The 18,216-nt window shown below is 52.5% G+C and carries 18 protein-coding genes; 7 read left to right on the top strand and 11 right to left on the bottom strand.

From position 1 onward, the window contains the following. Window positions 1-36 precede the first annotated feature (36 nt). Window positions 37-606, top strand: a complete 570-nt coding sequence (locus tag BM258_RS03220) for a hypothetical protein (protein WP_090068750.1) — start codon at window positions 37-39, stop codon at window positions 604-606. Between the two features lie 60 nt (window positions 607-666). On the opposite strand, the gene BM258_RS03215 is transcribed toward BM258_RS03220, so the two are convergent. Beyond that, complete coding sequence (locus BM258_RS03215; protein WP_139229190.1) at window positions 667-1,041, bottom strand: hypothetical protein; 375 nt, start codon at window positions 1,039-1,041, stop codon at window positions 667-669. Window positions 1,042-1,359: 318 nt separating this feature from the next. Here BM258_RS03215 and BM258_RS03210 point away from each other — a divergent pair, with 318 nt between their 5' ends. Continuing rightward, window positions 1,360-1,917, top strand: coding sequence for a GNAT family N-acetyltransferase (locus tag BM258_RS03210; protein ID WP_090068988.1), 558 nt, complete (start codon window positions 1,360-1,362; stop codon window positions 1,915-1,917). Between the two features lie 5 nt (window positions 1,918-1,922). Here the strand turns inward: BM258_RS03210 and BM258_RS03205 are convergent, their stop codons facing one another. After that, complete coding sequence (locus BM258_RS03205; RefSeq protein WP_090068746.1) at window positions 1,923-2,216, bottom strand: hypothetical protein; 294 nt, start codon at window positions 2,214-2,216, stop codon at window positions 1,923-1,925. A gap of 286 nt (window positions 2,217-2,502) precedes the next feature. On the opposite strand from BM258_RS03205, the gene BM258_RS03200 reads away from it, so the two are divergent. From BM258_RS03200 to BM258_RS03185, 4 genes are all read left to right on the top strand, one after another. Further along, window positions 2,503-3,114 (top strand): PadR family transcriptional regulator, encoded by a 612-nt coding sequence (locus tag BM258_RS03200; protein ID WP_090068744.1) that lies wholly within the window; start codon window positions 2,503-2,505, stop codon window positions 3,112-3,114. Window positions 3,115-3,215: 101 nt separating this feature from the next. After that, the gene (locus tag BM258_RS03195; protein ID WP_090068742.1) at window positions 3,216-4,334 is read left to right on the top strand and encodes an efflux RND transporter periplasmic adaptor subunit; all 1,119 of its coding nucleotides are present in this window, start codon (window positions 3,216-3,218) and stop codon (window positions 4,332-4,334) included. A 5-nt stretch (window positions 4,335-4,339) separates the two neighbouring features. Continuing rightward, window positions 4,340-7,564 (top strand): efflux RND transporter permease subunit, encoded by a 3,225-nt coding sequence (locus BM258_RS03190; RefSeq protein ID WP_090068740.1) that lies wholly within the window; start codon window positions 4,340-4,342, stop codon window positions 7,562-7,564. 163 nt (window positions 7,565-7,727) lie between these two features. Continuing rightward, window positions 7,728-8,468, top strand: coding sequence for a PadR family transcriptional regulator (locus BM258_RS03185; RefSeq protein ID WP_244544569.1), 741 nt, complete (start codon window positions 7,728-7,730; stop codon window positions 8,466-8,468). A gap of 125 nt (window positions 8,469-8,593) precedes the next feature. Here BM258_RS03185 and BM258_RS03180 read toward each other — a convergent pair whose 3' ends face one another. The 7 genes from BM258_RS03180 to rpiA all read right to left on the bottom strand — a co-directional run bounded on the left by BM258_RS03180 (window position 8,594) and on the right by rpiA (window position 14,730). Further along, window positions 8,594-9,472 carry a CDP-alcohol phosphatidyltransferase family protein gene (locus BM258_RS03180; protein WP_175527891.1) on the bottom strand — a complete coding sequence of 293 codons (879 nt, stop codon included), beginning with the start codon at window positions 9,470-9,472 and terminating at the stop codon, window positions 8,594-8,596. A gap of 89 nt (window positions 9,473-9,561) precedes the next feature. After that, entirely contained in the window at window positions 9,562-10,263 is a 702-nt protein-coding gene (locus BM258_RS03175; RefSeq protein WP_090068736.1) for a phosphatidylserine decarboxylase, read from the bottom strand. A 229-nt stretch (window positions 10,264-10,492) separates the two neighbouring features. Continuing rightward, complete coding sequence (locus tag BM258_RS03170; protein WP_139229189.1) at window positions 10,493-11,140, bottom strand: gamma-glutamylcyclotransferase family protein; 648 nt, start codon at window positions 11,138-11,140, stop codon at window positions 10,493-10,495. 63 nt (window positions 11,141-11,203) lie between these two features. After that, a complete protein-coding gene (locus tag BM258_RS03165; protein WP_090068731.1) occupies window positions 11,204-11,779 on the bottom strand; it encodes a GNAT family N-acetyltransferase in 576 nt (191 codons plus the stop codon). Between the two features lies 1 nt (window position 11,780). Beyond that, complete coding sequence (gene gor / locus BM258_RS03160) at window positions 11,781-13,154, bottom strand: glutathione-disulfide reductase (RefSeq protein ID WP_090068729.1); 1,374 nt, start codon at window positions 13,152-13,154, stop codon at window positions 11,781-11,783. Window positions 13,155-13,435: 281 nt separating this feature from the next. Beyond that, complete coding sequence (locus tag BM258_RS03150; RefSeq protein ID WP_090068725.1) at window positions 13,436-13,984, bottom strand: DUF2059 domain-containing protein; 549 nt, start codon at window positions 13,982-13,984, stop codon at window positions 13,436-13,438. A gap of 47 nt (window positions 13,985-14,031) precedes the next feature. Next, on the bottom strand, window positions 14,032-14,730 hold the full coding sequence (gene rpiA, locus BM258_RS03145; protein ID WP_407062694.1) for a ribose-5-phosphate isomerase RpiA: 699 nt from the start codon (window positions 14,728-14,730) through the stop codon (window positions 14,032-14,034). A 321-nt stretch (window positions 14,731-15,051) separates the two neighbouring features. Here rpiA and gph point away from each other — a divergent pair, with 321 nt between their 5' ends. Further along, on the top strand, window positions 15,052-15,729 hold the full coding sequence (gene gph, locus BM258_RS03140; protein ID WP_090068721.1) for a phosphoglycolate phosphatase: 678 nt from the start codon (window positions 15,052-15,054) through the stop codon (window positions 15,727-15,729). A gap of 29 nt (window positions 15,730-15,758) precedes the next feature. On the opposite strand, the gene BM258_RS03135 is transcribed toward gph, so the two are convergent. Then, window positions 15,759-16,409: a GntR family transcriptional regulator gene (locus BM258_RS03135; protein WP_090068719.1), complete on the bottom strand. Its 651-nt coding sequence runs from the start codon at window positions 16,407-16,409 to the stop codon at window positions 15,759-15,761. Between the two features lie 274 nt (window positions 16,410-16,683). Beyond that, window positions 16,684-18,075 (bottom strand): class II fumarate hydratase, encoded by a 1,392-nt coding sequence (gene fumC / locus BM258_RS03130; protein WP_090068717.1) that lies wholly within the window; start codon window positions 18,073-18,075, stop codon window positions 16,684-16,686. Between the last annotated feature and the right edge of the window lie 141 nt (window positions 18,076-18,216).

The raw sequence follows: 18,216 nt of genomic DNA, 5'->3' as shown, positions 1-18,216 counted from the left end.
AGAAAAGCATTTATCGAAGCTGGAAGGATTGGAAAGATGCGCAACCTTCAGACCATGGCCATGTTGCTTGCCCTGACATTGATACCTTCATACGCACAGGCAGACGCTCTGTCAGATCAATTCGAAGAAGCCAGAAGCCTTCTGGCCGAAGGGCAACCAGCCCCTGCCTTTGAAGCGCTCGACAAGATCATAGACAGCTTCTGGCAGCGCTCTCCCATGTTTGTTCGCAAGGCCCTGTTTGTTGACGAAATCAATGGCTATGGCAACTTCACAGCCAAGGAACCGGTCTTCAAACCCGATGAAGCACAGATGATCTATGTTGAGCCTGTGGCCTTTTCCTATGGCAAAACAGAAGATGGCAGCAGCGTTGCCAGTTGGAGCGTTGACTATTCACTGGAAGGCCCCAAGGGGACCACGCTCTTCGAGCAAGAGGATTTTGTCAATCTTGGCGTGCCTCTCATTCGCCATAACCGCGAAATTCACCTGAAGATGACGATCAATCTAAGCGGATTAAAGCCAGGCGATTATGTGTCCCACTATCTTCTCAAGGACAAGAATTCCGATAAGACGGCGGACTTCTCACTTCCATTCAAAGTGGAAGAATAAAAGCTAGCTGGCCTCACGGGGGCTCTGTGGTACAGATGCGCAGATAGCAACAGGGCGCGCCTATTGCCGAATTGTCGAGCGGATGCTGGCGGTTTCTACTTCTACAGGCAGATGAGTAAAGGCAACTTCAGCCCCCATTTCGCTCATTTCATGGTGAATGAGTCCAAACATGATTTTGCTTCCCATGGATGTGAACCCGACAGCCAAACCAATGACAAGGCAATAGGTTCCTGTTTGCAAAACAAGTTGCCTCAGCTTGATGGCAGCTCCATAACGTAACGCACGCTTTCCTGTTTGGCGGAGCACGTTGGTCGCGCTGAGCAGTGTTTCTGTGCCCAGTGCGAACCCCTGTGCCCACGCCGTAGCCAGCCTCTCGTCTGGCCGCAGATTTTCGACAATCCGGTCCTTATGTTGCTGCAATTCCCTTAAGAACATGATGTGCCCCATATCACCCAGTTTCGGTTTCCGCTTATGGTTTGCGGATCCACGCCAAATCTTGCGAAAAAGGGTGACAAAGAAGCCTATCTCAAAAATAAACAGGCCGACGAATTGAAGGAAATCCGCCAAAATCCGAGATTTAAGGTTTTCAAACCGTTAATTTGTTGGCGCAATTCTTATGGATTGGTTTAACCATCACGCAGAAAGAGTGGCCGACTCCTGATCTTGGTTAATAGTGTCTTGGACTTTGTGGGATCTGATTGCAAAACATGCCCGGGCATGTCACATTTAGTCATTCGTGTTTGGAATCTTGCAATGACATCTATATCCCCCTCCCCGAACAGTCCTTCAACGTCTGCTTCGACCAATCTCACCTTACGTCCGATAGGCCCCAATGATGCAGCTGCCATTCTGCAAATCTATCAGGAAGGCATTGACACAGGAAACGCAACATTTACCGCACAGGCACCCGATTGGACCGGTTGGGACCAGGGGCACTTGCAAAGTTGCCGCATCGCTGCGCTCTTGTCGGGAGAAATTGTTGGCTGGGCTGCGCTGTCAGCCTATTCGAGCCGCGATGTCTATCGCGGAGTTGCTGAACTCAGCATCTATATCACCTCAAGTGCCAAGGGCCAGCATGTCGGATCCCAGCTTATGGGCAGGCTCGTAGAAGCGTCCGAGCAAGAAGGCTTCTGGACGCTACAAGCTGGCATCTTTACCGACAATGCGGCCAGTATTCGTTTGCATGAGAAATTTGGGTTTCGCTGCGTTGGTGTCCGCGAGAAGATAGCAAAGATGTCAAACGGCCCTCAAAAGGGATGTTGGCGGGACGTTGCCCTCTATGAGAGGCGCAGCAGCACCATCGGGCAATAGCACCGCTAGTTATCATCCTTGGGCAGGCTCATAACCGCCGCGCCCATGGCCACGCTGCAGATGGTGATCAACAGACCGAAAAACAGCAGCGCGATGGGGACGAGCGGATTTTCGCTATTAAAGATCAGATCCTGCAATCCGGCAGCATTTGTGGCGATAAGCCCAAATACGATGAGCACAGTGACCACGAAACCGATTAGCCAATTGATAGCGAGCAACCGGATCAAGGGATTCTGAATAATACCCTTAAAGCCTTTTTCCTGTTTTCGTGAGGCTGGCACCAGATCGGTAATTGGCATGCATGTCCTATTCTGCTTTTCAGCTCCCAGATAGAAGCGGGATCAAATCCCCTCCTGCGCTTTCGCTGCTACATTCACCTGTTCGCAATTATAGTTACTTTCCCTCATCTGTAAATGACACCTTGCGTCAATATCTCGTCAATTATGAGGAGCAAGCGCAGTGGAAATACATATACTCGTTCGATATATCCTCTAGACACATATATCGGTTCGTTATATAGACTTTAGATATATGCTGGCGCATTACACTCATAAGCTGGCATCACCTAATTGTCTGGATCACCTTATGAACGTTCGCAGTATCTGCCTCGCCATTCTTTTCTGTTCGGATCGGACCGGATATGACATCCGCAAATTTTCGACAGAAGGCAATTTCAGCTTTTTTATCGATGCCTCTTACGGCTCGATCTATCCGGCTCTCAATAAAATGGAAGCGGAAGGGCTGGTAACCGGCAGGCATGTGTCTGAAGAAGGAAAACCGGCGCGCAAGGTCTATTCGATCACGGATGCCGGTCGCGATGTCTTTTTTCAGGAACTTTTGCAACCACACAGGCCAGATATTTTTAAGTCCGAGTTCCTACTTATATCGATCTTTGCCCGATTGGTGGGGCCGGATGCTATCGAGGCAGCAATCGAACGGCAACTTGCCCATTTGCATGAGGAACTTGACGTAATCACTTCATGTAATGATTCAGAGCTGGAAGACCGCCCGCAGGACGGCAAATATGCGCTCACAGAAGAGGACAAAAAGGCTGCCGACTGGGCTCGCAACTACGGCCTCTATTGTGTTCAGGCCAGCATTGACTATCTCAGGATGCATGGTAGCGCGCTGGTCGAAATTGCGAGAAACGGCCAGTTGTCTCAGCCGGAAGCCAAATTGAGGGCAATCAACTCATAAGTAAATCAGGTGTCGCGGGGCACTTCATCAGTCTGCGACAATTTGTTGGTATTTGTATAGCTGCTCAGCAAGCAGGAGCTACTATAGCGAGGGACTATTTCATGGCGTTGCGACTCAAAGGCTCTTATGGCCTTGCGCTGCTGTGTACGGCAGGTATTGTCGGGTGGATGGCAACCGGTAAAGCCGTTTTTAGCGGGCAGGAAACAGGGGACACCACCCCTCCTCCCGCCGTTCGCAATCAGGCACAGGAAGCAGAGGCCTTTCGGGTGGCCGTTCAACATTTCAATGCCAAGCCTAGACAGTCCAGTCTTACCATTCGTGGCAGGACCGAGGCTGATGCCAAAGTTACGGTCCGCGCGGAAACTTCCGCGATTGTTCGGTCAATCGAAGTTGAAAAGGGCCAGTGGGTTCACAAAGACGATTTGCTTTGTGAACTCGATGTGGGGTCTCGCGAAGCCAATCTGGCCAAGGCCAAAGCCGCTCTGGAGCAGGCAGAATTTGACCTGTCCGCAAAAGAGCAACTGGCAACAAAGGGCTTTGCGTCCAAAACCCAACTCGCCGCTTTGCGCGCTGCACGTGATGCCGCAATTGCTGGCGTCAAGGAAGCCCGTCTCGAGTTGGAGAGAACCCGTATTCTGGCGCCAATTGATGGCCTGGTGCAGAGCGATCTGGCTGAAGTGGGCGATCAACTCAGCTCCGGCGGAGCATGTGCCGTTCTGATGGATCCCGATCCCATGCTTGTGGTCGGTCAGGTCTCGGAACGAGACATCGCTGCGGTCAAAGTTGGAAACAAGGCGGAGGTTACGCTCGTTACCGGCGAGAAGACTGATGGGAGCGTTCGCTTTGTAAGCGCCGCGTCTGATGTGGAAACCCGCACCTTCCTTGTCGAGATCGAGATCCCCAATCCGGATCGTCAATTGCGAGACGGGGTAACGGCTGTTGCCAACCTCAAACTGCCGCCCATCAAGGCCCATCTGATGAGCCCGGCTTACCTGACCCTTTCGGATGAAGGTATTGTGGGCGCTATGCAGGTAATTGATAGCAAAGCGCAATTCACCCCTGTTCATATCATTTCCAACGATGAAACGGGAATATGGGTCACAGGTCTGCCCGAGAAAGTGGATCTGATTACCGTTGGTCAGGAATATGTCAAATCCGGGCAACCGGTGATCGCAGTTCCAGCAGACAAGCTGACCACAGCAGACGCTTCAGGGGAGTAGCAGGGATGCATAACGCTCTTGAAACCATTCTGCGCGCCAGGCGGGTCGTCATGACCCTCATGGTCGTTCTTCTGTTCGGCGGCATCATCAGCTACATCAATGTGCCAAAGGAAGCCAACCCGGACATCGATATCCCAATTTTCTATATCTCGGTTACGCAGCAAGGCATCTCGCCGGAAGATTCCGTGAGGCTTCTTATCAAGCCGATGGAAAACAAGCTGCAAAGCCTTGATGGCCTCAAGGAAATGACCAGCTTTGCCTCCGAAGGACATGGCGGGGTTCTGCTGGAATTTACCGTCGACTTTGACAAGGAGTCGGCTTTGGCGGATGTCCGCGACAAGGTAGATCAGGCCAAGGCGGAAATGCCTACGGACGCAGATGAGCCGACCATTTCTGAAATGAACATGTCGCAGCAGCCCACCCTGTATGTGACCCTTTCCGGTGCGGTTCCAGAAAGGACGCTCTATCAGCATGCACGTCAGCTCAAGGACGAGATTGAAGGGATTTCTTCTGTTCTTGAAGCCAATCTATCGGGCAACCGCGATGAGCTTCTGGAAGTGGAGATCGACCAGCTACGCCTTGAATCCTATAATGTTACGCAGACAGAGCTGATCAATGCGGTAACCCTCAACAACCAGTTGGTGCCAGCGGGTTTTCTCGATAACGGTAAGGGACGCTTCAACTTGAAGGTTCCCGGCCTCATCGAGAGTGCCGAGGATGTCTACTCCATCCCCATCAAGCAAAATGGCGAGGGTGTGGTAACACTGGGCGATATCGCCACCATCAAGCGCACATTCAAAGATCCGACAACCATTACGCGGGTGAATGGCAAGACAGCGATTACGGTTGAGATTTCCAAACGCCTCGGCACAAACATCATTGAAAATAATGATGCGGTTCGCAAGGTGGTTCATGATGTAACCACTGACTGGAACCCGGCCATCAAGGTCAGTTTCCTGCTCGATCAGGCGGAGCCAGTCAACGAGACTTTGGGGTCTCTGGAATCCTCCATCATGACGGCCATCGCACTTGTGATGATGCTGGTGCTGGCTGCACTCGGGTTCCGGTCTGCCCTTATGATCGGCATCGCGATCCCGACGTCCTTCATGATGGGCTTTCTAATCCTGTCGCTTCTCGACATGACGCTCAACACGATGGTGATGTATGGGCTCGTACTCACAGTGGGCATGCTCGTTGATGGCGCAATCGTGATTGTGGAATATGCAGACCGCAAGGTGGCCGAGGGTATGTCGCGACAGGAAGCCTATATCAGGGCTGCCCGACTGATGTTCTGGCCGATTGCAGCTTCAACCGGAACCACGCTGGCCGCCTTTTTGCCCATGCTTCTATGGCCGGGCATAATCGGCGAGTTCATGAGCTATCTACCGATCATGGTGATCATCGTTTTGTCTTCAGCGTTGTTGACGGCCATGGTGTTCCTGCCGGTAGTCGGCGGTTTCATCGGCAAGACATCTGCGTCTCAGGAAGAAATCGAAAACGCCAAGCATCTGTCTGGTGGCCACCATTTCAACCCCAAGGAAGTCACGGGAATGACCGGGGTTTATGCCCGTTTCCTGCATGTGCTGGTGCGGCATCCGCTGGGCAATATTGCCGCGATCCTTGGCGTTATTGCCATCATGATTGCCATCATCAGTCCCTTCCTATTCTTTGGCAAAGAGTTCAAGGCCGAACTCTTCGTCAACGAAGAACCACGCTATGCGATGGTTTATGTTTCGGCGCGCGGCAACATGTCCGCTCTGGAGAGCCGAGCCATCGTCAAGAGTGTCGAGGACGAGGTTTTGCAGGTCAAAGGCGTCAAGGATGTCGTGGCCACGTCAGCGCCGTCCGGCACGAGTAGCGGCGGCAACAGCCTCAGCTCGGACAGTAGCCGCCCGTCAGACGCAATAGGGTCTCTTGCATTGGAACTCTCGGACTTCTGCTGTCGCAGACCGGCGGAAGAGATTTTCACCGAGATCCGCGATAGGACCGAGAAATATCCGGGCATTCTGGTAGCCGTTGCCAAGACCGAAGAAGGTCCTCCGACGGGTAAGGACATCAACCTTGAAATCACCTCGAACAATTATGATCAGGTCTCCAAGGTTACCGGCATTGTGCGTGACCATGTTGATGGTATCACCAATCTGGTAGACATCGAAGACGGGCGCCCCCTGCCCGGCATCGAATGGGAACTCAAGATCGACCGCGAGCAAGCCGGACGTTATAACGCCTCCATTGCGACCGTCGGCTCCATGGTTCAGCTTCTCACCAACGGGGTCATGATCGGCAAATATCGACCGGACGATTCCGAGGATGAAGTGGATATTCGCGTTCGCTTGCCCAGAGATCAGCGCAATCTGGATCATCTGGATGAGCTGAAACTGCCAACCAACAACGGGCTCGTTCCCATCAGCAACTTCGTCAAGGTGGAAGCCCGACAGAAAGTGTCGTCCATCACGCGTAAGGATGGCTTCTACGCGATGAGCGTCAAGGCAACCGTCGACCAAAGCGATGGCACGACTGTCGACGCCAAAGTTCGCGAGATCGATGATTGGATAAAGGCTCAGGATTGGCCCAAAGGCGTGACCTTCAAATTCCGCGGCGCGGATGAAGACCAGAAAGAGTCCGGCCAGTTCCTTGCCAAAGCTGCGGTCGCGGCACTGTTCATCATGGCGATGATCCTCATCACCCAGTTCAACAGCTTCTATCAGACCGCCCTTACGCTGATGACCGTCGTCTTCTCGATCTTCGGCGTGCTTCTGGGCATCGTCGTGACGGGACAAACCTTCTCGATCATCATGACGGGTACGGGCGTTATGGCGCTTGCAGGGATCGTGGTGAACAACGCGATTGTTCTCATCGATACCTATAACCGCTTCCGGTCCGAGAAGGTCGAGGTCGTGGAGGCTGTCATCAAGACGGCGGCGCAGCGTATTCGGCCTATCCTACTGACAACCATTACGACGATTGCGGGTCTTATTCCCATGGCGACAGGGATCAATCTGGACTTCTTCAATCGTGTGATTGCTGTGGGCTCCATTACAGCAGCATGGTGGATCCAGCTCTCAACGGCGGTTATCGCCGGTTTGGGTTTCTCGACCATCCTGACGCTGATCCTGATACCGGTACTGCTTGCCTTCCCGACAGTTACGCTGAAGCCGATGATGCGCCGTACAGGCCGCCTGTTTGGCTTCAAACGCAAAGCCCATCAGGCACCACAGGCTGCGGAATAGTCGGACAGAGACGACCAAGCCAAGGCACTAGAACATGACAAAACCCATCGGCAATTCAGCCGGTGGGTTTTCTTTTAAAATATATTTTAGATATATCTTGATGAAACCCAATCGCTCGCCTATATAAGATATATCTTAGTTATATCTAAAAAGGAGAATTAAAATGATTACAGAAGAATTTTCTCCCTCAGGTCGCAGACAGGGACGGCGCAGAGATTGCGACGCCAGTGGGCCTCATGGTCGCCAATTTCCAGAACAAGCCATGATGCAGCGCGGAAGAGGACGCAAGGGACGCGGAACCGATGGTTGGCCCGAGGGCTTTGCAGCTTCCGGAGATCCATCCGGTCGTGGCGGCTTCATGGGCGGTCGTGGGGCTGGCCGTGGTGGTCACTCTGGCGGTCGAGGCTTTGGCAATGGTGGGGGCGGTCGACGTCGTGGCCGTTTCCTGAACCATGGCGACATTCGCCTGTTGGCTCTGGCCCTTATCGAACATGAGCCACGCCATGGCTATGACATCATCAAGGAAGTGGAAGCACTCACCGACAGCTTCTATGCGCCAAGCCCGGGGGTTATATACCCTACCCTCACCTATCTTGAAGAAGCCGGCTATTGCGCGGTTGAGAGTGATGGCAACAAAAAGCGGTACGCCATCACACCAGAAGGGCTGGCTTTTCTTGATGAACATCGAGCCGAGGCCAATCGCATCATCGAAAAGCTTAAGGCATTGGCTGCACGCGCAAAGCAAGAAGACCCAAGTCATGGGGCCAACGCAACGTCTCTGCCGCTCAGCGTAGAGACCGCTTTGTTGAACCTGCGGGAAACAGCAGCACAAAAGCTAAAGGATGACCCGTCGGCCTCAATGACGATTGTTCAGAAGCTTCTGACGGTTGCCGAAGAGCTTTAGCCGCACTATTAGTGCGCCTCATTAGGCCGAGGCGATAGAAAGTAACTGGCGCTTTCCCAGCTTTATCCAGGCGGGCAAGCGCCTTTTTTAGTTCCAGAATTTCTCAAGACTTGCGGGACTGAGGGTCAGTCGTCGTCGTCATCCATGTCATCTGCGTCTGCGACCATACCGTCCGTGATCGGATTGTCTTCCGGCATCTGTCTGTCATGGCGATACCAAGCGCGACGGGCAAACGGAATCGAAGCCAGATAGATCAGAACGAGCACCGTCATGGTCATCCACGGATAGGAAAAGAGGATGGCAACAAACGCCACTACGCCAAGGATGAGCGGCAACACATTGGCACGAGGAATGCGCAGGCCGACGGTTTTGCCTGAATAGCTTGGCACCGTCGAGACAACCAGCATGGCAATGAAAAGTGTATAGACAAGCACAATAGGCGCCGCAAGATCGGAGTGCGGCAAGCCGGACAGTTCCAGATAAATCGGGGCTAGAACACAAAGTGCGCCGGCTGGAGCAGGCACGCCAACGAAGAAATTCTTCTTCCAAGCAGGCTGGTTTTTGTCATCCAGAGCGACGTTGAAACGCGCAAGCCTTAAAACCATGGCTATGGCAAACAGCAAAGATCCGATCCAGCCGATGGACTGGAATGCATGAAGGATCCAAACATGCAGGATGAGAGCCGGTGCGACACCGAAATTGACGAAATCTGTCAGAGAATCCAACTCGGCACCGAAGCGGGACTGCCCCTTGAGCATGCGAGCCACGCGCCCATCGATACCATCAAGAAAGGCTGCGGCCGCAATTGACACCAGCGCGGTTTCAAAGCGCCCGTCAATTGCCATGCGAATACCCGTCAGGCCCGCGCATAGCGCCATAAGGGTAACAAGGTTAGGAGCGATCAAGCGAAAAGGAACGGCCTTGAAGCCCTGTTTAGGCCGATTTTCATCCGGATCAAACGCTTGAAACGGATTGTTGATGCCGTGATCTTGATCGTCTGCCATTAGCTTCTCGCGTTATGCCTCTTGTTGTGAGCACCTTGCTCTTTGGCTTGTTGAGCGTCATGCCGTGTTAGAAATTCAGTCTGCGAGCCTTATTGCTCTCTATGGGCGCCGATGCTCTCTTGCACGCCTTCCATATTGGCGAGAATGGTTTCACCGGCAATCATTGTTTGCCCTTCCACAACAATCGGCACGATGTGAGAAGGCAAATAAACATCCACGCGGCTGCCAAAACGGATAAGACCGAAGCGTTCTCCTGTAGGCAGGTTTTCGCCCTCCTCGGACCAGCAAACAATACGACGTGCCACAAGCCCTGCAATCTGGGTCACTCCGACCGGACCATATTCCGTATCAAGAATCAAGCTGTTACGCTCGTTGTCTTCGCTGGCCTTGTCGAGTTCTGCATTGAGAAACTTGCCCGGCTTGTAAGCCACCTTCATGACCTTGCCCTTGATGGGAGCCCGGTTCACATGGACATTGAACACATTCATGAAAACGGAAACACGCATCATCGGCTCGTTGCTCAACCCCAATTCCTTGGGAGGTGTGGCAAGGCCAACTCCGGAAACAATGCCATCTGCCGGGGAAATGACGAGCCCCTTTTTGAGAGGCGTCACACGCGCAGGATCGCGGAAGAAATAGCAGCACCAGAGGGTCAAAAACAGGCCGATCCAGAACAAGGCAGACACGAACCATCCAAGAATGACCGTTGCCACGGCGAAGATCGCAATGAACTTGTGCCCCTCAGGGTGAATGGGAACCACGCTCTTGCGGATGGAATCGATGATCGTCACTGGCTTTTACCTTTCTTTTCCGGCAAATGCCGCTCGGCTGGAAAACTGGCCCAGACCAAAGCAATTGCGTCAAAGGGTGCATATCGTCAAAGAGCTTTCAAAGCCCGATTTAGAAACAGCTTTTAACGTACCTTTCCAGCCACGCCAAGTCACGATACGCTTTCTGTGCAAGTTCAGTGCCTCAAAATCCGGATTACTCGATTAGAGACAGAGCCGCATCCCTTTCCAGTCAGACAATCTGCTCCATGCCGACCATTGGCGCACCACTGATAGACACATAGCGATCAATCATCGCTTCTTCCTCGGGTTGCAATGTTACACTGCGCGGATAGATAGGACGATGGCGGTCTGCAAGAACCGGAATATGCCAGCCCTCGGTTTCTTCAACGAATCTTTTAATACCTGCCTCGCCGAATTTATCGAAAAAGCCTTGCATCACGGCATCGATGTAGGACTGCAAAATCGGGAATTTCGGATCGGATGCATTGGTCAGCGCCGGTTGGCCAACATAGATGTAATAATCGACGAGATCGGTCAGAGCCAGTTCACTCTGCATATCATATGTCTTGATCCGGACGCGGGTATAGTGCGCTTCACGCAGATCCACCTGCGGGAGATGCTCTTTGCGATCAAAGACAAGCAACCCGTCGCAATAGGCGTCCGCACAAGGCGTCACAGATAGGGCCACGGCCCCGTGCAGCCCGAGAGCCTTGCGTTCCGGGCTTGCTTCCCAGACGGACCAGTGGCGCTTATAGCCCTTCAGCCTTACAGCAACGCCGAAGCTTTCAGCATTTCTTGTTTTGTCATTGACGAGAGAGCCATAGCCGAAATAGGCCACCCATTCTTCGGGGTTGTCGAGGACATCTTGCAAAGTCACGATTTTCTTCCAGATTGCGGACAATGAAGCAGGATTGGCGGCTCCCCAGCGGCATAGCGCCAGTCACAGCCTCTGCATCATCCATATTTTCATGAGTCTTCTTTTCAAGACAGGATCATATTTCACGCGCCGTTTTGTTTCAACAAAGCCCTGTTTTTTGTAGAAGGCAAAGGCGCGATGATTTTGGGCGAGGACTTCCAATGTGAGAAAGCGGCGCCCTTGGTCTAGCATCGTGCTGCGCGCCTCATCCATAAGTGCCTGCGCAACCCCTTTACCCTGCCAGACAGGTGACACCCAGAGATCTGAAAGATAGCCCTTGTGGTTATCATAGCCACAAAACCCGAGGACCGCGCCGTCCAACTCTGCGACGATGATTCGCTCCCCGGCCTCCACAGCACCGGAAGCAAAAGAACAGAGGTAGAGCCGGAAGGCTTCTTGCAATGCTATAAACTGATCGTGGGAGAAAGCCTCCAGACACACCCTTATGGTGCTCTGCCAGGCTTCAAGGCCGCACAGGGTGGCGGCCTCGACATCGTGGGGCAAGATGGGTCTTATCGAAAGCGGCAACGCATCCAGAGCTTGTTCCCCCTGACTTGCGCCTTTCGCTTTCTTATCGTTTCCCATCTCACCGCTGGCCACTTTATTTGCGTAGGCGGCGGGTCGGCTCTTTCATGGTGACCAGCTCTTCCGCAGCTGTCGGATGGACAGCAACGGTTGCATCGAAGTCCGCCTTGGTGGCGCCCATCTTGATGGCAATACCGAGCAATTGGGACATCTCACCAGCATCCGGCCCAAGTATGTGACAGCCAACCACCTTATCACTATCGGCCGCGACAATGACCTTCATGAGCATTTTCTCATCATTGCCAGCAAGAGTGTTTTTCATGGGCCGGAATTTGGCTACATAGACATCCAGATTGCCATAGACCTTCACGGCTTCGGCTTCTGTCAGACCGACCGTGCCAATTTCTGGCTGAGTGAAGACCGCCGTTGCGATATTGTCGTAGTCCGTGGTGGTTGGATTGTCATTAAAGAGGGTCTCGGCCAAAGCGGCACCCTCGCGAATGGCCACCGGCGTGAGATTGACCCGATCGGTCACATCCCCCACTGCGAAGATGTGATCAATGTTGGTCCGGTTATACTCGTCAACCTTGACCGCACCGTTGCTGGCAAGGTCTACGCCGACAGTTTCAAGACCAAGGCCGGTGGTATAAGGCGAACGCCCGATGGCGCAAAGAACCTGATCGGCCTGAAGGGTTCGGCCGGAGGTTGTTGTTACCGTCAGGCCTTCATCATGGCGCTCGACAGAAGCGAGATTGTCATGTGTCAGAATTTGAACGCCGCGATTTTCCATTTCTTCATGCAAGGTCGCGCGGACGTCATCATCAAAGCCGCGCAAGATTTCCTCGCCACGGTAAAGTACAGTTGTCTCGGCGCCGAGACCATTAAAAATACCGGCAAATTCAAGCGCGATATAGCCCGCACCGACAACAACAACCCGCTCGGGCATTTTATCAAGATTGAACACCTCATTGGAGGTGATGAGATTTTCCACGCCAGAAAGATCCATCGGCATATTCGGGCGACCACCTGTTGCAACCAGAATATATTTGGCCGTCACGTGACGTTCTTCACCAGCCAGCCAAATGCGGTGCGGAGCCTGAATTTCTGCACGTGACTGGATAACTTCCACATCATGGCGCTCAAGATTCTTGATATAGAGACCATTGAGGCGCGTGATCTCGGCATCCTTGCGCTCGATGAGCGTTTTCCAGTCGAAGGATGTTTCCCCAACGGTCCAGCCAAAGCCTGCGGCATCTTCAAATTCATGAGCGAATTTGGACGCATAAACCATCAGTTTTTTGGGAACACACCCCCGAATAACGCACGTGCCGCCGACCCGATATTCCTCGGCGACCGCAACCTTCGCACCATAGGTAGCAGCCATACGGGCGGCACGTACGCCACCGGAGCCCGCCCCAATCACAAACAGATCATAATCAAATTCACTCATTTCCATGCCTCATAACAAAATGGCCACCCTGCGCGTTTGGTGCGGATATGGGTGGCAGCTTTTCTCTACCCGGTGCGATATAGTCATCTGGTTTTGAAGATAAGCAGACACGCCAAGATTGAAAGAGTGAATTTGAAAATAATTCGCATTTCACCGCATCAAAAAAATGTTGATCATGCGTGATGCCATCGCCGTCCCCTCGCGATGCGAGAGAAAACAAAAAAGGCGCAAACCCAACGGATTTGCACCTTTTGATTTCAAGGGCCGAATTTCCGAACATCCTATTCGGAGAATTTATAGCCTTTCTTGTTCAGTTCTTCCTTGGCAGATTTGACGATAATATTCGTCAGGATTGCCGAAAATTCCTGAACACCGCGTACGGATTCACCGAGAATACGTGGCTGATAGTTCGCAAATTTCTGTCCAGCTGGCGTTTTAAAGAAGGCCAGAACTTCATTCAGTTCGTCTTCTTTCAAATAACGTGTCCATGCAACAGCGATGGACCGCACCAATTGAGGGCGTTGATCTTCATACTGCTTGGAAATCTCGTCGACCGTTGCAATGACGTCCTTTTCAGCAGACGGATTTTCGCGGATCAGCCAACGTTTGGAATTCAGCACGATTTGCTTCAGGGTGTCTTCGAACGGAGGAACTGTACCGGTCTGTTCGACGACGTCGATTGCGGCCTGCATATGGGTATCAACCACCTGTGTTGACTGTTCCGTTGTGCTTTCAGCCTGCGCGTTGGCATCCTGGGCGAAAGCCGAAGCAGACATGCCTGCGCAAATCACAGCAGCAGAGAGCATGGTAGCAAGGGCAGTTTTTTTCATGTTTCAGTCCTTTTGCGAAAATCCTATGATAATCAAATTCGTGTGCTTTAACTAACGGGGTCTATGATCGACACACCGTCTTCGCCAGCAACAACTGCTTTAGAGGCTATACCAACGAACAATCCGGTTTCTACCACACCCGGGATCGCACGCAATGCCGTGTCCAGTCCCTCTACATCGGAAATACGGCCAAATGTTGCATCAATAATGAAATGCTGACCATCTGTGACGAAATTCGTGCCGTCTGCGGCTTTCCGCTGGGTCAGTGAGCCCTGCATGCCAAACCGCTTACAGACATCTTCCAGCGCAATCATGGTAGAACCAAGCCCGAATGGCATGACTTCGATAGGCAGCGGAAAGACGCCAAGCGCATCGACAATCTTGGTTTTGTCGGCGATGACGATCATGTTTTTGGAAGCCGAAGCAACGATCTTCTCACGCAGGAGAGCTCCGCCGCCGCCTTTGATGAGGCGCATCTTCGGGTCGATTTCATCGGCGCCATCAACCGTAAGATCTAGCTGCGGGGTTTCTTCCAGCGTGGTGAGTGGTACGCCGTTTTTCTTGCACAATTCAGCGGTGCGTTCAGATGTGGGCACTCCGATGATTTTCATACCGGCAGCCACTTTCTCCCCCAAAAGCTCAACAAAGTGAAGAGCGGTCGAGCCGGTACCGATACCAAGCTTCATGCCATCTTCAACAAATTCCAATGCAGCAGCCGCTGCCTGTCTTTTCAGCTGTTCACTCATGATTTTACTGTCTTATCTCTAAGGTAATCGGGCCCACTGCCATAAATCTCCCAAACAGCGGCTTGGCTCCACCCGGGGTAGTTGAGCAAGTGGCCCTGCCCAATGAATATTTTACCCTGCCCCGCTCATATCATGCCGCCAGCATCACGCCAAGTGCCCCAAAGGGGCTTGCAGCTATGTCATGGAAGGGATTTGAAGTCTATTCTAGTCTCGCTCGCATTTTTTGACTATTTGATTCGATCCGACAGATCCAATATGTCACTTGAAATTAAGGCGGAATATCCGGCCGCCGACGTCAACCTGTTGTACGAAAGATAGATAATGACTGATAGCCGTTTTTCCTGCGTTTTGTTTGATCTCGATGGGACACTTGTCGACACGGCTCCTGATCTCACGGGAGCCCTCAATCATGTTCTTTCCCAGCATAATCTGGCGCCCTTCTCTGTTCAAAAGGTAAGGAACACCGTTGGTTTTGGCGCAAGGATTACCATCGAACGCAGCTTTGCCCATTATGGAAAGACGCTCTCAGAGGACGCTCTGGATTTGGCGCATGCACAGTTCCTTGCCCATTACAGCGAGAATATCTGCAAGAACAGCACCCTTTTTCCCGGCGTTGACACTGTGCTGGAAGACTTCAAGAGCAATGGCATACGCATGAGCGTGTGCACCAACAAAACCGAAAATCTGTCTTTGGATCTGCTGGAACAGATCGGAGTTTCCCACTATTTCAGTTCCATTTGTGGCTCTGACACCGTGCCCAACAAGAAACCGCATCCCGATCACATTTTTTCTGCCATCAACCGCGCTGGAGGCATTACCGAGGAATCCATCCTGATTGGTGATAGCATGGCAGATGTGGAATCAGCGCGCGCGGCAGGAATCCCTGTCATAGTCATGCGCTATGGCTACACGGCAATCCCGTCAGACGAGCTGGGAGCAGATCTGGTGCTGGACGCCTTTTCCCAAATCCCGCAGGCTTTGCGGGACTTGTCTCATTAAGAGCGTCTGGTTGACCGGATCGCCTTCTCCTACTCCCGCATAGCCGCAACCGTGGCAATGATCTGTCCCTTCACATTGTTTATGTGATCGGACAACAATCGGCCAGCAAGATAGGTGTCTTTCATGTGGGCAGCATCTATCATAGCTTGGTGCTGTTGATGCGCCCGCTCCTGAGCATCCTTTGAGAGCGTTAGCTGAAGGCGTACATATCGATCAGCATTGTCATGCACGCGCTTAAGAAGCTTGAGCGTGGTGGGCTTGTTGGCGGCCCTGTAAAGGGAACTGTGAAACTGCCAATTGAGCGGCCCCCACTCCTTGACAGGCGCATGACGCATGGCATCAAGTGCCTCTTGCGCCTCGGCAAAGTCTTCCTGGGTGATCGCGGGGATCGAATGCTCGAACAGCCACACTTCAAGCATGGTTCTGATCTCAAACAATTCCTCAATCTCGGAAGGTTCAAGCCGCGTCACCTCAGCTCCCTTGTGGGAGACAAGCGTTATAAGCCCTTCGGCCTCAAGCAGCCTGAGTGCTTCGCGCACGGGAATACGGCTGACACCCAATTCATGCGCCACAGCTTCCTGTCGGACCTGGGCACCCTCTTTGATGTCGCCATTAAGTATGCGGTTTCTGAGTTCGTCAGCCACAATGCTGGTTGTGGTTCGTCTTTCTATTCGAGCCATTTGGCTGGTTCCAAATCGAGGTTACGGCGCATTTTCATGGATTGGCCGTTTTCTGAATAGGTCTCTTTTCAAAACGCTATCATGAGAGTTTCGATCTGGTCGAGCAAAAATGACATAAAATATCCAATTAGGGCCAAGCCCGGCCAACTCCTCCCGATAAAAGCAGTCGGTTCAGCGACCGACTGCACAAATATCGGGAGTTTGATTGATTTTTCAGCATATTGCAGAGGAAACGGAGACGAGTTTCCACATGCCTTTAGGGCTCTTAACGCACTTATTGCGGTGCGATCATCTTTTCAGGACGCACCCATTTGTCATAATCGTCTTCTGAAACAAAGCCCAGATTCACAGCCTCCTCCTTGAGGGTCGTGCCATTCTTATGCGCCGTTTTGGCGATCTTGGTGGCGTTATCATAGCCGATATGGGGGGCAAGTGCAGTTACAAGCATCAAGGACCGCTGCATTAAAGCGCCGATCTGGTCTTCATTCGCAGTGATCCCGACCACACATTTGTCAGTGAAACTATGGGCCGCGTCGGCAAGCAACCGGATCGACTGGATTGTGTTGTAGGCGATGATCGGTTTGAAAACGTTTAGCTCAAAATGCCCCTGCGAGCCAGCCATTGCGACGGCGGCGTTGTTCCCCATCACCTGAGTACAAACCATGGTCATAGCCTCACACTGGGTCGGGTTGACTTTGCCTGGCATGATGGATGACCCCGGCTCATTTTCCGGCAGGGATATCTCGCCCAGACCTGACCTTGGACCAGAACCAAGCAGTCGAATATCACTCGCAATCTTGAACAGGCTGGCAGCGAGCGTGTTCAGCATGGCGTGAGCTTCCACCATGGCGTCATGGGTGGCCAATGCTTCAAACTTGTTTGGTGCGGTGACAAAGGGAAGCCCGGTAAAATTAGCGACTTCTTCTGCAAACTTCTCCGCAAAACCAATTTTGGCATTCAGCCCAGTGCCAACGGCTGTGCCCCCTTGGGCGAGAGCGTAAAGCGCTGGCAAGGCGCTGGAAACCCGGCGAATGCCATTTTCCACCATCGCCGAATAGCCGGAGAATTCCTGCCCGAGCGTAAGGGGCGTTGCGTCTTGCAAATGGGTTCGCCCAATTTTGATAATGTCCTTGAAGGCATCGGATTTCTCGGCCAATGCTGCGTGGAGCTTTTCCAGAGCCGGTATCAGGCTGTTGCTGATTTCCTCAGCGGTCGCAATATGCATCGCCGTGGGGAACGTATCGTTGGATGATTGGCTTCGGTTGCAGTGGTCGTTGGGATGTACAGGCGTTTTCGAGCCCAGTTCTCCACCCAGAATTTCAATGGCGCGGTTGGAGATCACTTCATTGGCATTCATGTTGGATTGAGTGCCCGAGCCTGTTTGCCATACGGACAGCGGGAAGTGATCGTTCAATTTGCCCTCGGCCACTTCTTCAGCGGCACTGATGATGGCGCTCCCTATTTTGGGTTCCATGTTGTCGAGTGCGAGATTGGCTCGAGCTGCCGAAAGCTTGATAATACCAAGAGCGCGCACGATGGGCGCTGGCATGGTTTCTTCGCCGATCGGAAAGTTGATCAGGGAACGCGCGGTTTGCGCTCCATAATATTTATCTGAAGGGACTTCGAGTGGGCCAAATGAATCGGTTTCCACGCGCACATTGCTCATAATTCTCTCCCGTCCTTAATATTGGACATGATTGTAAAATGGCTTCAAGAAGTGAGGCCAGTTGGTTGTCTTTCGACCCATTCAGGCGGTCCAGTCAAAAGAGTGCGGTCCCTGTCCTACATTTGTGGTTGATGAGCGTAA

The organism is Cohaesibacter marisflavi (assembly GCF_900115225.1).
Taxonomy (GTDB): Bacteria; Pseudomonadota; Alphaproteobacteria; order Rhizobiales; family Cohaesibacteraceae; genus Cohaesibacter; species Cohaesibacter marisflavi.
This window is presented reverse-complemented; position numbering and strand designations above follow the sequence as displayed.